This window comes from Sphaerospermopsis torques-reginae ITEP-024, from assembly GCF_019598945.1.
Lineage (GTDB): Bacteria > Cyanobacteriota > Cyanobacteriia > Cyanobacteriales > Nostocaceae > Sphaerospermopsis.
Genome location: NZ_CP080598.1, coordinates 4222607 through 4238310 on the forward strand (window position 1 = coordinate 4222607; position 15704 = coordinate 4238310).

The 15704-nt window shown below is 36.1% G+C and carries 12 protein-coding genes and 1 CRISPR repeat array (1 of these 13 cut by a window edge); of the genes, 6 read left to right on the plus strand and 6 right to left on the minus strand.

Annotated elements, in window-relative coordinates; all coding sequences use genetic code 11:
* Positions 1-65 precede the first annotated feature (65 nt).
* On the minus strand, positions 66-1394 hold the full coding sequence (locus tag K2F26_RS19705) for an ATP-binding protein (protein ID WP_220609152.1): 1329 nt from the start codon (positions 1392-1394) through the stop codon (positions 66-68).
* A gap of 77 nt (positions 1395-1471) precedes the next feature.
* Between K2F26_RS19705 and K2F26_RS19710 the strand changes: the two genes are divergently transcribed.
* From K2F26_RS19710 to K2F26_RS19725, 4 genes are all read left to right on the plus strand, one after another.
* On the plus strand, positions 1472-1780 hold the full coding sequence (locus tag K2F26_RS19710) for a TMEM14 family protein (protein ID WP_220609153.1): 309 nt from the start codon (positions 1472-1474) through the stop codon (positions 1778-1780).
* Between the two features lie 534 nt (positions 1781-2314).
* On the plus strand, positions 2315-3553 hold the full coding sequence (locus K2F26_RS19715; protein ID WP_220609154.1) for an aminoglycoside phosphotransferase family protein: 1239 nt from the start codon (positions 2315-2317) through the stop codon (positions 3551-3553).
* A 75-nt stretch (positions 3554-3628) separates the two neighbouring features.
* Positions 3629-4720 (plus strand): T3SS effector HopA1 family protein, encoded by a 1092-nt coding sequence (locus tag K2F26_RS19720; RefSeq protein WP_220609155.1) that lies wholly within the window; start codon positions 3629-3631, stop codon positions 4718-4720.
* A 135-nt stretch (positions 4721-4855) separates the two neighbouring features.
* Positions 4856-5305, plus strand: a complete 450-nt coding sequence (locus tag K2F26_RS19725) for an acyl-CoA thioesterase (protein WP_194051070.1) — start codon at positions 4856-4858, stop codon at positions 5303-5305.
* Positions 5306-5365: 60 nt separating this feature from the next.
* Here the strand turns inward: K2F26_RS19725 and K2F26_RS19730 are convergent, their stop codons facing one another.
* The 3 genes from K2F26_RS19730 to menA form a co-directional block, all read right to left on the minus strand.
* The gene (locus tag K2F26_RS19730) at positions 5366-6730 is read right to left on the minus strand and encodes a 2-succinylbenzoate--CoA ligase (RefSeq protein WP_220609156.1); all 1365 of its coding nucleotides are present in this window, start codon (positions 6728-6730) and stop codon (positions 5366-5368) included.
* Complete coding sequence (locus K2F26_RS19735; protein WP_220609157.1) at positions 6715-7686, minus strand: o-succinylbenzoate synthase; 972 nt, start codon at positions 7684-7686, stop codon at positions 6715-6717. Before K2F26_RS19735 ends, K2F26_RS19730 begins: the two co-directional genes overlap by 16 nt.
* A gap of 265 nt (positions 7687-7951) precedes the next feature.
* Entirely contained in the window at positions 7952-8851 is a 900-nt protein-coding gene (gene menA / locus K2F26_RS19740) for a 2-carboxy-1,4-naphthoquinone phytyltransferase (RefSeq protein WP_220609158.1), read from the minus strand.
* 298 nt (positions 8852-9149) lie between these two features.
* On the opposite strand from menA, the gene K2F26_RS19745 reads away from it, so the two are divergent.
* Positions 9150-10565 carry an isochorismate synthase gene (locus K2F26_RS19745; RefSeq protein ID WP_220609159.1) on the plus strand — a complete coding sequence of 472 codons (1416 nt, stop codon included), beginning with the start codon at positions 9150-9152 and terminating at the stop codon, positions 10563-10565.
* 466 nt (positions 10566-11031) lie between these two features.
* On the opposite strand, the gene K2F26_RS19750 is transcribed toward K2F26_RS19745, so the two are convergent.
* Together K2F26_RS19750 and K2F26_RS19755 are read right to left on the minus strand one after the other, a co-directional pair.
* Positions 11032-11922 (minus strand): DUF4351 domain-containing protein, encoded by an 891-nt coding sequence (locus tag K2F26_RS19750; protein ID WP_220609160.1) that lies wholly within the window; start codon positions 11920-11922, stop codon positions 11032-11034.
* A 171-nt stretch (positions 11923-12093) separates the two neighbouring features.
* Positions 12094-13401, minus strand: a complete 1308-nt coding sequence (locus tag K2F26_RS19755) for a glutamate-5-semialdehyde dehydrogenase (protein WP_220609161.1) — start codon at positions 13399-13401, stop codon at positions 12094-12096.
* Between the two features lie 352 nt (positions 13402-13753).
* On the opposite strand from K2F26_RS19755, the gene K2F26_RS19760 reads away from it, so the two are divergent.
* A complete protein-coding gene (locus K2F26_RS19760) occupies positions 13754-15364 on the plus strand; it encodes a zinc metalloprotease HtpX (RefSeq protein ID WP_246605424.1) in 1611 nt (536 codons plus the stop codon).
* A 290-nt stretch (positions 15365-15654) separates the two neighbouring features.
* Positions 15655-15704: direct repeats of the CRISPR family, unit length 37 nt; unit sequence GTTTCAATCCCTAATAGGGAGTATTGGAAATTGCAAT (it continues 273 nt past the right edge of the window).

Genomic DNA, 15704 nt, shown 5'->3' on the forward strand with positions numbered 1-15704 from the left:
TATAGCTGTTGCTAGGGTAGGAGTTTTCAAAAGCTGACTGCTGACTGCTGACTGCTACAAGTTAATTACAGGCTATTTTTATTATTACCATACACAGCTAAATCTGCTTTTAAGAAGTCAATAAACTGCCGTGCTGTGCGGCCAGAACGGCCATTATGACGAGTTGCCCATTGTAAAGCTTGAAATTCTAAATCTTCTTGATTAATATTAATGCCCGCCTGTGCTGCCAAATGCTGAACAATGTGTAAATATGTTTTTTGATCTGCGGCTTCAAAGGTTAATGTTAAACCAAAGCGATCGCTAAAGGAAAGCTTTTCCTGCATTGTATCCCAAGCATGAACTTCTTCGTTATCCTTGGGGGTAGGTCTATCACTAAAATACTCTCTAATTAAGTGCCTACGGTTAGATGTAGCATAAACAATTACATTTTTTGGTCTAGCGGTTAAGCTGCCTTCTAAAACTACTTTTAGTGCTTTAAAAGCATCATCATCTTCCTCGAAGGAAAGATCATCGACAAAGATAATAAATTTTTGCGGCACTCCTCGTAAATGTTCAACGATTTTTGGTAAGTTTTGTAATTCTGATTTTGCCACTTCGATTAAGCGCAGGTTTTTGTCGCTATATTCGTTTAATAAAGATTTTACTAAAGATGACTTACCAGAACCGCGACTACCGTATAGTAATACGTGCAGTGCTGGTTGTCCTGACAATAAAAACAGGGTATTTTTTAACAAAGCATCTTTTTGCCAATCGTAACCTACTAATGTATCTAGTTTAACTGGATCAGGATAGGGTATACCTAAAAACTGCCCATCTTGCCACCTAAAAGCGCGATATTGGGCAAATAAACCAGTGCCATGTTGTTGATAATAAGCTGCTAAGTCTTCAACAGCATCAGCCCAAGTGTCTAATTGTTGTAAAGTGGTAATTAAATCAGTATCAAATTCTACTGCTTCGGGTTCTTGATACCAGACGACTGGGGAGACTGGCAAATGAGATACCAATTGTACCCACTCACTTAAAACAGCACTATTACATTCATATAAATTTTGTAATGCTTGTAAATCATGTTGGGCGGCGGCGACTAACGCCGGTGGTAAATCAGTAAATTCTTGCTGTTGAGCTAATCTGGTAAAGGGGTTGTCAGCAATGAGAATTTGTTGAATTAAGTATTCTTCCCAGGTTTGTTTGCTGGCTGCCAAAGCTTGAAAATAGTTACCGTAAGCTTGGAGACAGTCGCGCCCATCTGCGTCAGTGTAACGTATAGCTTGCAGCAGATCAAGAAATGCGATCGCTACTTCGCCTTTAAGAACTGATTGGTAAAGTAAAAGAGACGCTGCTTGGCGTTGGAAGAATTGAACTTTGGTGTAAGACGAAGTATTTACGGTAGACATTCCTTGATCATCCATCAATTAACTGTATTTGTCTGCTCAATCTAAAAGTAAAATCCAGATCAACATAGGCTGTAACAATGAATTTAGGTATATTTGCCGCTTTTGGCTACGGGATTTTAGCATTATTAGGCGGAATCATTGGCTACATCCAAGCCAAGAGCAAAGTTTCCTTAATTAGTGGTATAATTAGTGGCTTATTCATTATCTTTGCTGCTTACTGCCAACTTCAAGGACAAAGCTGGGGTTTAAGTGTAGCAGCTTTTTTTATTGGTGTGTTAGTATTTTTCTTTTCCATTAGATTGGCTAAAACACGGAAATTTATGCCTGGGGGATTGATGATTATTTTTGGGATCGTGACATTAGTAGTCATATTGAATCAAATGTAAGCATTCAGCCTTCAGCTATCAGCAGTCAGCAAAGATCAAATTTAGTCGGTAAATTTGGTCTTTAGAGGCGAATTTTAGCCCACACAACAGCGACTAATGTTTAATTTGAAACATACTGTTCCTAGTAAGCATGATTTTAGTACAATTATATTATAAATAAAGGCGTGATTTTTATGACACATTGAGGGTATGGATAAAAAAACTCCTTGAGAGCAAAGGATATGAACTAGCAATTATTAAATTGTTAGTAAAAATTACTATCAACAGGATTTAAACAGAGAACTCTATATATACTAGAGTTAGTATTATCAATAGTGTAAAGATTTTATGGTATCTTCAGTATATATTAAAGGAAAAATAAAGGTAAATTTGCCATATTGGCAGGTTTTCCTGAAATAAATAGGATATTACTAGATAGTAGCAATCTTTATTAATGTTTGCGCTATTGTAGCTATCTACCTAATCCTAAGCAGAGGAAATCAAGGCTTACCTAAGTAATTCTTTCAGCAATTTAAGCAACTAGGAAATTAATACATGATATTATCACTGTCTTCTCAAAATGTTATCCAGTATCTGCAAAAAGCAGGTCTGTGTAGCTCAGAAGATGGCGCATTATATGAATCTGATTTACCAGGAAGTGGCGGTAATAATCGGAATTTACTGGTGAAGCTGGCAGATAATCGTAAACTTCTGGTTAAACAAGAACGATCCAGGAATTTTGATAGCAGTCCCCATGAATTTTTTAATGAGTGGCTGTTTCATCAATTACTGGATAAATTTCCAGTGCTGGGGAATATTTCGGCGATCGCATCATTATTGCTCCATTTTGATGCAGACAATTCTATCCTGGTTCGTAGTTACCTCAGCGAATATATGGAACTGGGGAAATTTTACGAAAATAACAGTATTTTCCCCATTGAAATTGCCACCGCCATTGGTAATACATTAGCGGTGTTACATCGTTCTACCTTCCAAAAACGAGAGTATCGTGATTTTATGGATACTGCTCCCCAAGGACAGTTTCGCTATCACTATTACAACCCAGCGCAAGGAATAGGATCAATAAATCAAGACATTTTTGGCAATATTCCTACAGAGGCGCTGAAATTTCATACTCTCTATCAAAAATACGAAAGTTTAGAATCAGCGATCGCCGATTTAGCTTATGAATGGAAACCTTGTTGTTTAACTCACAACGATTTACAATTAAACAATATTTTGGTGCATTCCCGTTGGCAAAATCTAGATAATTGCTTGGTAAGATTAATTGATTGGGAAGCTTGCGCTTGGGGAGATCCAGCTTTTGATTTAGGTAATTTACTAGCAAGCTATGTCAAAATTTGGCTTTCTAGTTTAGTAGTAGATCCCAGTTTAAATTTAGAAGAATCTCTCAATTTAGCAATCATTCCCTTAGAAGTTATTCAACCTTCAATTTTGGCAGTTATCCACGCCTATCTTCATGCTTTTCCCATGATTTTGGATTACCGTAGAGATTTTATTTTGCGAGTGATTCAATTTACAGGTTTGGCACTAACTCATCAAATTCAAAACATGATTGAGTATGAAAAATACTTTGATAATACCCACCTGTGTATGCTGGAAGTTGCCAAAAGTTTGTTAATTATGCCTGAACAAGCAGTATTAACTATTTTCGGCAGTTCCGAAGCAGAAATTCTCCAATCTGTAACCGGATTAAACACCAAAGCTAAACCTGAAAAAGAAAAACAACTACTACGGATTTATTACGAAAAAACTCGCCTACGTGGTTGTTAGTATTTTAGGTAATATTTTAGTAGTATTTTAGGTAGTATTTTAGTTGATATTCAAATTTGGAGGTGCAATTTCTTCATGTTAGATAACTCTACTAATCAAATTCTCAATTCTTTATTTGATATTGCCAGCAATATTCAAATTGCCCCAAACTTTTGTATTCAACATCCCAATTATCAACCTTTTGCACTGCCAGAAACAGTAGCGAATAGATTTAAACACAATTCACCAGATTTACAACATAAATATCTGGCTTTACTATTGCGGAATTTTCTCCACGGTATTTATTATAATGGTTCGCTGCAAACTGTTTTATCAGTCAATGCCGAAGATGGTAATTACTCACAACAGAAAAGTTTAGAGCAAAATTATCATCTGGGGATTGATTGGGATTTTTATGAGCAATTACACCAAAATAATCATGGTATAGGTAACTATGATTCTAATTGGGAAGTATTAAGACGAGAACCAGATAAAACTCTAGCAGTAACTAAAAATGGGTTAACATTATATGTTGAACCAGAATGCTATCTCAAATCAAGTAAAAAGTCTATAAAAGTAGGTGATTTAATAGCAATTTGGATGCCAAAAAACCGTTTACAAAATAACTGTTATGTGGCGGTTAGTAATTTAGGACAACAACGCCAAAATACATCAGAGACTAATTTGGGAGTAGGGCGAATTTATTTTAATTTTAGTCCATCAGGTGCGATCGCTCTCATGGATACCCTCACACAACAACTCAATAACGCCCATATTCCCTTTAGTTTTGAAGTTCTTTATAACCCCGGTGCTTATGGGCGGTATGATGCTGGTACACTTGATTTTGAAAGACAAGATTACCCCATCATTCACAAAATTCTTCAGACAGTTTACCAAGAAAATCAATCTTATTTCCAGCCAGAAATTCCCCTATTTACCAAATATTTAGCACCTGGACTGAGTTTAGCAGAAGAACCAAACCAAAAATTTGCCGCCCAGGAAAGTTTTGGGATGAACCGTTGTCAAATAGTTGCTAATGCTTTGTTAGAAGCTTGGGAAAAAGGGAAAAATGCCATTGAAGAACGTATACAGATTATTAACCAACACTTTGCACAGCATTTAATTGATGTGCAACGTCCTTATCTTAACCCCAGTTCTGAAGATATATATATACCCTTAAATTGTTAATAACTTAGTAAGTATTCAGCTATCAGTAATTTGTGTTTTATGTGAGTTTTGCTGATAGCTGAAAGCTGACGGCTGAATGCTTACAGAAAATGTAATTTACCTTGTTTTTTGTTTTATATAGAGGATTTTTAGACGATGATTTTCACATATCAAAGAACTATAAGATTTGCCGATACTGATGCTGCTGGAGTCGTTTATTTTGCTAATATTTTAAGTATCTGTCATGAAGCTTACGAAGAATCACTAAGACATTCCGGCATAAATATCAAAACTTTTTTTACACATCCATCTGTTGCTTTTCCCATCGTTCATGCAAATGTAGATTTTTTGCGTCCGATTTATTGCGGTGACAAATTAATGATTAGTTTAATACCACAAAAGTTAAGTATTGATAAATTTAACATTACTTATGAAATTACTGTAACTGATGTAATAGTTGCTAAAGCAATAACTCGCCACGTTTGTATTGATGTGAATAGTAGAACCAAGCAAGAATTACCAGATGAGATGATTTCTTGGTTAGAAACGAACCGCAGAGACGCAGAAGGTGCTGAGAGAAGAAAGTCAAGGGAAGAGATTATGTAATTGATAATTGATAATTGATAATTGATAATTGATAGTTGATAATTGATAATTCATCATTCGTCATTCATAATTATGAGATGATCTAGCTAGAAAATCCAGTGCTATTTGTTGCAGTTGTTGACGGTTGATTTTCCCTTGTTCATTACGAGGTAATTTTGGTAGGGAAATCCAATATTTAGGAATTTTAAATTTACTAAGTTTATCTTTAAGTTGAGTTTCAATGTCTAAAATAGAAATATTTGGGTGTTTAGGAATATAAATAGCTGTTAATGCTTCTCCCCAGTTTTTATCAGGTATACCAATTACACAAACATCAATTACTATATTTGTTTTTCTAATCGCTGATTCAACTTCTATAGGATAAATATTTTCACCACCAGAAATAATTTTATTACTACTACGTCCAATAATATGTAAATATCCATCTCCATCTACAAAACCAATATCATCTACTAATAAACCATCTCTATTTTCCCAAAGTTGGGGATAATAACCTAAAGCCAAAGATTTAGCTTGAATCTTAATATTTCCCGTTAAATTATCAATGGTAATTTCTGCATGGGGGAGAATTTTTCCACTGTTAACTTTACCCTGCAAAAATTCATCAGGTTTCAAAGTGGCAACTTGAGAAGCTGTTTCTGTCATCCCATAAGTAGGTGCTAACCTAATATGATAAAATCTTGCTTTTTCTAACAGTTCATCCCATGCTGGCGCACCTCCTAAAAGTACAGTTTCAAACTGAGATAGCCATTTTGTGAGTTGTGTATTTTCCAGCAGTCTTTGTAACTGAGTGGGAACTAAAGATATAAAAAAATCTGAAGGATTAATATTTAGTATTGGTTGAGATGCAATTTCTTTAAATGAGGTAATAACTAATTTACCACCGGTGGTAAAACTTCTCATAAATTGCATCAAACCACTGACATGATATAGAGGTAAAACACAAAAAGAATTTACTGTTTTTAACTGAAAATACTCTGTAAACCCTTGCACAGATGCGGTTAGTGTTTCCCATGTATGAATAGCGAATTTAATTTTTCCTGATGAACCACCAGTAGGAATCATGATAGAATTGGTAACTGGTAATTGGTAATTGGTAATTGCTAGATTAGGAGTAAACTGACAACAATCTCCCCAAATTATATCTGGTTGTACCAAATTAAAAACCTGTTCCCATTCATTTTTTCCCCAGTCTGGGTTACATAAAAAAACTGGACATTTCGCAGCACAAGCAGCAATGAAACAGGCTAAAAATCTCACTGTTTCTCGTTCAGCCAAAATTATTTTTGGTGGTGTTGTATTTTGCGATACTTCAATTAATTCTAAATATAATTTTGTAGCTATTTGATAAAATTCCTGGCTATTATCAACAATTAACCAATCATGATTTTTGATGTTTTTTAAATACTCTAAAGGTTGTTCCATAGACTTTGAGGCCAGTTTGCTTGTGGTTGGGTAAAATAGTGATTGATGCCAAAACCTACTGCGCGATTATTGCTAGATAATTCTGCTGCTAATTTTAGTGCTGCTTGTCTACCAATGGCAGTTTCAAATACAGATGAGAATACCACATCAATTTGATATTGTTGGCAAAATTTTCTTAACCTTGATGGTGAACCTACTATACCAGGTTTAATGACAAAAATACTCCGCCAACCTTGTTTATAACAATTTTCCAGTTGTTGTAATGTAGCTACAGATTCATCTAAGGCAATTTTTGTATTATAATAATTACTCAATTCCAGCATTTCTGAAAATTTATCTACAGGTAAGGGTTGTTCAATAAAATCAATTTTATTGGGGAAATTATCGCATTGTTTTAACCATAATTTAGCTGCATTATCATCAAGTCCACCATTAGCATCTAACCGCAGTTTTGCTGATTCTGGTAAGTTGTAAATCAGTAAAGTCAAAATTTCCAATTCTGCGTTTATATCATGAACTCCTATTTTCCATTTAAAGGTTTTATAACCCTGATTCCATAAATTTTGCCATTTATTTAAAGCCGCTTTTCCTGCTGGTAATAATCCGCTAAAATTCAGATGATGGTAATTTAGAGATTCGTGATTTTCTTGTAAATTCTCTAGTGCTGATTCAAAACCAAATTGACAAGCTGGTAATTTATCGGGAATTTTAAAAATTATCTCAAAAATTATCTCTGATGTAATTTCTTTTGGTAGTTGATGACAAAAATCTAAAGCTTCTTCTAAAGTTTCCGAACCAAACCAAGAAATGGGGGCAATTTCCCCCCAACTCACTTTACCTGTCATATCCTCAAGTCTGATAATTACACTTTCTCGTATTTCCCAAATTCCATGATTTGTAATCACAGGACGAGTGAATTTTTGACTAATGTTGCGAAAAGAAAATTGATATTTCATGTTTAACAATTGATAATGGATAATTGACAATTGAAAATTGTTTTATTCAAGGTTTAAAAAATATCCTTTCCTGGAAGAAATAATTATCAATTGTCCATTGTTTATTTTCCTGTAAGGGCGAAGCATTCGGGCGATAAATTATCAATTTTTATCACAGGTTATTTTCCTGTAAGGGCGAAGCATTCGGGCGGTAAATTATCAATTTTTATCACAGGTTATTTTCCGAATGCTTCGCCCCTACGTCGCCCCTACTGACTCCTTATAATTATCCCAGCATAAATCCTGTACCAAATAATAAGCAACTCCAAAAATGTACAGCAACAGCAATAAATTTAGAGTTACTAACTTTTTCTGGGAGGTGATGATTTTCTAAAACATGACGACATAATTTAAACGCAAAAGGTAAACTTAGCCAACTTAACAAAGTCCAAATGGGGAAAATTCCTAACACAACTAATAACAACGATAAGGGATAAATACTAGCTGTAAACCAAACTAAGACTTGTGCGCCTTTTTCTGTACCTAACCGCACAATAGGCGATCGCTTTCCAGCAGCTATATCATCCTTTACTTGGTGAAAATGTGAACAAAATAAAACTAAACTGGTGACAATACCAACAATCACAGAAGCTGCTAAATTAGTAATTGACCAAGTTTGAGTTTGACTGTAATATGCTGCTGTCACTCCCAAAGGTCCAAAGGCAAAAAAACAGAGAATTTCGCCTAAACCCTGGTATCCTAGACGAAAAGGAGGTCCTTGGTACATATAGCCCAAACCGCAGCACAGCAAGATTATACCAATTACAGTAGGGTCTTTTTGCAAAAGGGCGATCGCCATTATCCCCAACAAACCCGAACCCAAACACAAATTACCTAACCAAAACATTAACTGCTTATTACCAGTTAAATTCACCAAAGAATGATGTTTATTTTTATCAATACCTGTTTCTGCATCAAAAACATCATTACTGATATTTTCCCAAGCCAAAATTAAAATTGCCGCAGTCATAAAAACTGCAAATATTAAACCATTAAAAATCTTAGTTTCTGCAAATGCTACCGCCGAACCTACCCATATAGGCATAATAGCAACACTGTACATTGGCGGTTTGATAGCAGCCATCCATAATTTATTTTTGGGTATTGATATCTGATTTGTAGTCATCAGTCTTGATAAATTAAATTACTAAAAATTGACTTATCAATTAGATTTTATAGTTTTCTGAGACATTTTACAGTGGTAAATTACCAAAAAATGCTAATTTTATGATTGATGGTTTACCTCCTGTTAACAAAACTTGACTTGACATTTTGCAGTATCCAAGAGTATGTGTTTTCGGTTTTACCAGAACCCAGCAAATTTGAGGCTGGTTAATGGTAACAGAATATGCTACCTATAGAAATACGACCATGACTTATTACACTTTAGGAAGATAACTTAAAAAAAATTAACTTATACATCCATGACAATTTCACCATGTCGCAGCAGTTTCTTTATAGAATATAAAGATTTGCATCAATTACTGTTAGCAGTTCAAGAAAAGTGCTATGAACAGCGTAGCCAGCAAATTGTGAGTATTTCCCTGGCAATTGATTTCATAGATCCTTTAGTTGTATTAGATAAGTTTGCCCAAAAAAATACATTAAACTTTTACTTTGAAAACAAAAGTAAAGGTGAAGCTATTGTAGCCATTGATGCTATCACCAAATTAGACATTAGTGGTCAAAACAGATTTAATGAAACCGAAGAATTTATCAAAGATTGTCTCAAAAACGTCATAAATTTTGGCAATGTCAACCAACCTTTTGCCGGTACTCACTTTTTTTGTAGCTTCAGTTTTTTTGATCAGCATCACTATTTAGATTATCCATTTTCATCTGCTACTATTTTTCTACCTAAATTACAAGTAGCAGTCAAAAATTCTGCTTGCACCTTAGTTGTGAATCATTTAATTCATGCTGACATTAATATTCAAACAATATTACGGGAATTACAGGACAAAATTCAGACTCTCCAATCTTTAGTAAAATCATCGCCCAACATTGAAAATTATTCAGCAAATTTTATCAAAACTAAGATTAATAATGCTGAAAATTTTAAACATTCAGTATTATCAGCTTTAGAAAAAATTGCATCCAATCATTTAAGAAAAATCGTTTTAGCAGATACCTTAGATGTTAGATCATATAATTCCTTTAACCTATTCAAATCTTTAAATAATCTGCGACATTTACATCCTAATTGTTATGTTTTTTCTACCAGCAATGGCAAAGGACAAAACTTTATAGGTGCGAGTCCAGAACGGTTAATTAGTATTCAAGAACAGCAATTAATTACTGATGCGTTAGCAGGTTCAGCACCCAGAGGTAAAACACCAAATGAAGATGCTGCTAATGCCAACAACCTAGTTAATAGTACCAAAGAAAAACACGAACATAACCTAGTAATTGATTTTATCACCCAACGTTTATCACAACTCGGTTTATTTCCCCAAATTTTAGCACCACGTCTGCGACAATTATCTAATATTCAACATTTATGGACACCAATTACTGCGGTAGTACCTGCTAACGTTCACCCTTTAAAAATCGTTGCCCAATTACATCCTACACCAGCGGTTGCAGGTGCAGCCAGAGATATTGCTTGTGTAGAAATTCGCCGTTATGAAAAATTTGAAAGAGGTTTATATGCTGCACCTTTGGGATGGGTAGATGCAAAGGGAAATTGTGAGTTTATTGTGGGTATTCGTTCAGCTTTAATTGATGGCGATCGCGCTAGACTTTATGCAGGTGCAGGTATCGTTGCTGGTTCTGATCCTGATAGGGAATTTGCGGAAGTGCAGCTTAAACTGCAAGCATTATTAAAAGCTTTGGTTTAGGGTTTGGTGAATAAGTTATCTGCGGGAATGGGGAATAGTTTTAACTATATAGGATGATAAAATTTAGCTGCGTAACAGCTTATAGCTTTTCCCAGTCTGGTGAAGTACAAAATCATCTGCGTCTATCTGCGTTCATCTGCGTTTAATTATTACTGCTTGTACCTCACTTGAACGGTAATTGCTATATTTTCTTATTGAATTTTATTCCAAATCTCGATGAGTTGAACGAAGTGAAACCCAACTTACAGCGATTTGCAGGTAAATGAACCACATTTTTTAATCTCACGCAAAGACGCAAAGACGCAAAGGAAGAAAGGAAGATAACAATAAGGATGTGGTACAAATACATGAAAACTGCTGTAAACTCAACGTATTTGTTGAGTTTCGTTCCATTGCTTCGCAACGCTAACGCGAACAACCCAACCTACAAATCAAGATATTTTTGATTTTGGCGAAGGTATTGAGATTACGAACCACTGTTATCAAAATTTTCTAACCAGCGAATGACATCAGCTTGACTAGAAAAATCTAAAAGTGCTTCTGCTAAACTTTCTAATTGAGTTGTAGACAACTGATTAATTCTCTCTTCAGTCTCAGCATCAACCGCACCAAAGCGACGAGAAAGTAACCGGAGAACTAACAAAACCTCTCCTTCCTGTTTACCTTCAAGTTTTCCTTCCTGTTTACCAATGTTAATACCTTCCAGCTTTCCTTCCAACTTTCCTTTTTGCAGAATATCTTGATAAATCACAGATTCTTGCATAATTTCCTCTCGAAATAATTGTCGAATTACATCTTTTTCAAACCGCAAACCCGCTAGAAGCTGTACACAGGTTGAGATATTGACTCTTTCCTGGTTTTCTTCAATCATATCTAACTGATCCGCGACTTGCTTTAACAAAGTATTTGGTGAATCGGTTTTTGCTAATGTCGCTAATGGTAAAAGACCAGGATTTGCTAACAATGGTGCGGGATCTTCTTCCCACAACCGAATCACTCGATACTCGTGTCTGGTTCTTGTGTCTACATACTCTGTAGTAAAGACAATTTCAGAATCGCTAAGTTGTAGAAAAATAATTACTTGCTCAATTGGACACCAGTATTGACGTTTTAATCTGGTGTAATAATCCAACATCCTAAAATCTAGTGGTGGTTTGGATTTAGGTGTAGTTTGAAATTCTAAATGCAGAATTTCCTGAGAAATTTGTAAAAATGTAACAGAATCAGCACGAATAGGATCGAGATTCAGTTCTGTTTTCAGTACCTGGATATCTGAAGTTTCTGATGATAGTAACCATCTAGCAAATTCACCAGGATACTTTTCGGCGAGGTACTTGCAACTATTATCGTAAACCAAGGTATAATTATTCAGGTAAAGTAGGTGTTTTTGATCATAACACCTGATAGCGAGGATAAATCACGGAACAACAAACAAAACTTTGATTTGTTATCAATCCATATAGTTGGAATTTGTTTGTTTACCAGATATTTATCATCGCTATTTTCTTTAACTTTATTTTCTTTAATTTTATTCCAAATCTCGATGAGTAAAGGATTTCGCATTCGCACCAGTGTAGTTTTTCACAATATGGCCATCACCACACATTTGATATTTGTAAGTTACCAAACCTTCTAAACCCACAGGTCCACGAGGTGGCATTTGTTGGGTACTAATTCCCACTTCTGCACCAAAACCATAACGGAAACCATCTGCAAAACGAGTAGAACAATTATGATAAACTCCCGCTGCATTAACTAAAGCTTGAAAAGTTGCTGCTGCTGTTAAATCTTCTGTAACAATGGCTTCTGTGTGCCGAGAACCATATTCACTAATATGATTTATTGCTGCTTCTAAAGAATCAACCATTTTAATGGCTAAAATTAAATCACTGTATTCTGTTTCCCAATCAATTTCTGTTGCTAAATCAATATTCGTTAAAATTTCTAAAGTGCGTTCATCACCTCTTAATTCTACATTTTGCATTCGCAAAGCTTCAGCAACTTGGGGTAAAAATTCCCCAGCAATACTACTGTGAATTAATAAAGTTTCAATGGCATTACAAGCCGCAGGATATTGAGTTTTAGAATCTACAGTAATATTAATTGCCTTCTCAAAATCAGCCGCTTGATCTATATAAAGATGACAAATTCCGTCGGCGTGACCTAAAACGGGAATGCGGGTATTTTCTTGAACAAACCTCACAAAAGAATTAGAACCTCTGGGAATAATTAAATCTACATATTTATCTAATTTTAAAAGTTCTAAAATTTCTGATCTCGTTGTTAATAATTGCACAGCATCGGGGTTAACAGCAGTACCAGATAAACCTTTTTTAATAGCTTTAACTATTGCTTCACAAGAACGTAAAGCTTCTTTTCCACCTTTGAGAATGACACCATTACCTGATTTAATTGCTAAAGAAACAATTTGAATAGCTGCTTCAGGACGGGCTTCAAAAATAATACCTAACACACCTAAAGGACAGGTAATACGTTTGAGAATTAAACCATTATCAATTTCTCGATGAATTTGTACCTTACCAACAGGATCATCTAACTTTCCTACATCACGCACACCAGCGATCGCATCTCTTAATTTATGTGCATCTAACTGTAAACGTTTATAAAGAGGTTTAGCGATACCTTCAGCCATAGCCGCTTCACAGTCAGCCACATTAGCAGCTAATATTTCATCCTGTGCAGATTCTAAAGCCAGAGCGATCGCATTAATCGCTTGATTTTTCTCCTCAGTGGCAAGTACACCCAGTTTACTAGAAGCTAAACGAGTTTTTTGGGCAATTTCAGTTAAACCAGAAACAACTTCTACAGTAGTCATCACAAAAATAAATTCACAATATAACAATCTTAATATTAGTTATTAGTCATTGGTCATTAGTCATTAGTTGCTTGTTACTCTTCCCCTACTTCCCCTACCTATTTACTGTCACCTGTCACCTGTCTCCTGGCTTCTTCTTTAACTTTTGCGAAATTTTGATGACGAATCGTGGATCTATTGAGTATTCATAGATAACGATCATGTAAGCATTTAGCTTTCAGCAGTCAGTAGTCAACTTTTTAACACCTAAGGCAGAAATCATTATTTGATTATTTGCCTCCTGTCTCCTGACTCCTGACTCCTGACTCCTGAATTATTACAAAATATCACCCTCTTGATCCGGGATTACATCATGTCATTACAATCAGGCTTAGATGCCTTTCAACAGGGACGCTATCAAGAAGCAGTGTATCTGCTAGAGGAATTTTCCGAAACTTCTCTAGAACTGAGTTCTCCAGACTATCTCACAGCGCAAATGTGGCTGATGAAAGCTTATCAAAAAATAGGCGACATCGAACAAGCGAAAATCATCTGGCAAAAATTAATCAATAGTGATAACCCACAGGTGCGAGAATGGGCAGAACAAGATCGCCCATTTTTTACATCAGCTAACCAGCCTAGTTTTGCAAAAGCTGGAAGGGCAGCAGCTACGGGTGTAACCTTAGCAATGGGGGGAGTAGGTGGTAATTTAGCCTTAGCATCCTGTGTCACCATAGCCTTACTATTTGGCATGGTTTTTGTTTTAGGTTTAAGCCTAGTATTAATTTACAACAGTAGCGATCCCATGACCGGTTTAGCGATCGCTATTGCCATTACCTTAATATTCAACACAGCGGCATTTTTCCTGTCACCCTTGCTGATGGATCTTAGCCAAAGCTGGCTGTATCATACCCGTTGGGTGGACTTAGCAGAAATTGAAAGCCAAAGTCCAGAAACAGGAAAAATAATTCGCCAAGTTTGCCAACAAAAAAATATCACAATTCCCAGACTGGGCATCATTGACGACCAAAACCCCACCGCTTTCACCTATGGTTCTTTACCCAACAGTGCGCGGTTAGTCGTCAGTCAAGGACTTTTCACCTATTTAGATGATGATGAAATAGCCACCGTTTACGCCCACGAACTAGGACACATAGTTCACTGGGACTTTGCTGTAATGACCGTAGCTTCTACCTTAGTGCAGATTTGCTACTTAGTTTACAGCACAGCTAGAAGGTTCTCTCGTGGTGGTGGAGACAACAAAATCAAAGATGCTTTGCAAACAGCCAGTTTAGTAGCTTACATCTTTTATATTATTGGTACTTACCTACTGTTATATCTTTCTCGTACTAGAGAATACTTTGCAGACCATTTCGCAGCAGAAACCACCGGCAACCCTAACGGACTTTCTCGCGCCTTAGTGAAAATTGCCTATGGCATAGTTGAAGAAGGTTCACGTTCTCAAGAACCCAGCCGGTTAATAGAAGGAACTCGCGCTTTAGGCATTTATGACCACAAAGCCGCAGCTTCTACGGGTACAGCTTACCGCATTGCTTCCGATCCGCAAAAAATCGGTCGTGTCTTTTTATGGGATATGTTTAACCCTTGGGGTTGGTGGATGGAACTCAACTCTACCCATCCCCTCACAGGTAAACGAGTCCGCGCCCTCAGCACCTACGCTGAACAACTAGGTTTACCCACAGAGTTTGACATTGGGGCAGTTATCGGTGAAGGTAAAACCCTTAATAAAAGCAAGCTTTATGGCAATTTCTTTGTAGATATCGTCCTGTACGGTGCAGAAACCATCGGTTTCGTCCTGGGTATAATTATCGGCTTGTTCATGTTGTCAACTTCTAACAACCCAGGCTTACTATTTGGTATGGCATTAATGGGTTTAGGAGTGGGAATTTTAGTCAAAGCTTTTGTGATGTTCCCTGACTATTCCCATGCTGCACCCACTGATATTCTGCTATATAAAACCTAGACAAAGCTAGACTTTACTTTCTACTTCAACGGGAGCATGGGAGCGGTTATCCCTCAGTAGACTTGCACGCTGTAGCCCAACGCGACTTTCTCAGGTTAAGTTTTGGAAACAGACTATCACTATCAATGCTTGGTTTTCGCGTCGGTAATAGTCTGATTCAATACTTGATATCTGAGGATTATATATCAAGTTGGCATTTTTCTGAGCTAACTTATGTCAATTTTTGTCAATATAAGTATATTTTCGTCTATAAAATGGTCAACTTAGGACAAGCTCATTTTTGTCTGGATGTTTCAATCCCTAATAGGGAGTATTGGAAATTGCAATCGGCGCGGGATGA

Bases quoted from the DNA above. Each gene is read 5' to 3' on its own strand.
- K2F26_RS19705 (WP_220609152.1), bottom strand. From the start codon at position 1,394: ATGTCTACCGTAAATACTTCGTCTTACACCAAAGTTCAATTCTTCCAA.
- K2F26_RS19710 (WP_220609153.1), top strand. From the start codon at position 1,472: ATGAATTTAGGTATATTTGCCGCTTTTGGCTACGGGATTTTAGCATTA.
- K2F26_RS19715 (WP_220609154.1), top strand. From the start codon at position 2,315: ATGATATTATCACTGTCTTCTCAAAATGTTATCCAGTATCTGCAAAAA.
- K2F26_RS19720 (WP_220609155.1), top strand. From the start codon at position 3,629: ATGTTAGATAACTCTACTAATCAAATTCTCAATTCTTTATTTGATATT.
- K2F26_RS19725 (WP_194051070.1), top strand. From the start codon at position 4,856: ATGATTTTCACATATCAAAGAACTATAAGATTTGCCGATACTGATGCT.
- K2F26_RS19730 (WP_220609156.1), bottom strand. From the start codon at position 6,730: ATGGAACAACCTTTAGAGTATTTAAAAAACATCAAAAATCATGATTGG.
- K2F26_RS19735 (WP_220609157.1), bottom strand. From the start codon at position 7,686: ATGAAATATCAATTTTCTTTTCGCAACATTAGTCAAAAATTCACTCGT.
- menA (WP_220609158.1), bottom strand. From the start codon at position 8,851: ATGACTACAAATCAGATATCAATACCCAAAAATAAATTATGGATGGCT.
- K2F26_RS19745 (WP_220609159.1), top strand. From the start codon at position 9,150: ATGACAATTTCACCATGTCGCAGCAGTTTCTTTATAGAATATAAAGAT.
- K2F26_RS19755 (WP_220609161.1), bottom strand. From the start codon at position 13,401: ATGACTACTGTAGAAGTTGTTTCTGGTTTAACTGAAATTGCCCAAAAA.
- K2F26_RS19760 (WP_246605424.1), top strand. From the start codon at position 13,754: ATGTCATTACAATCAGGCTTAGATGCCTTTCAACAGGGACGCTATCAA.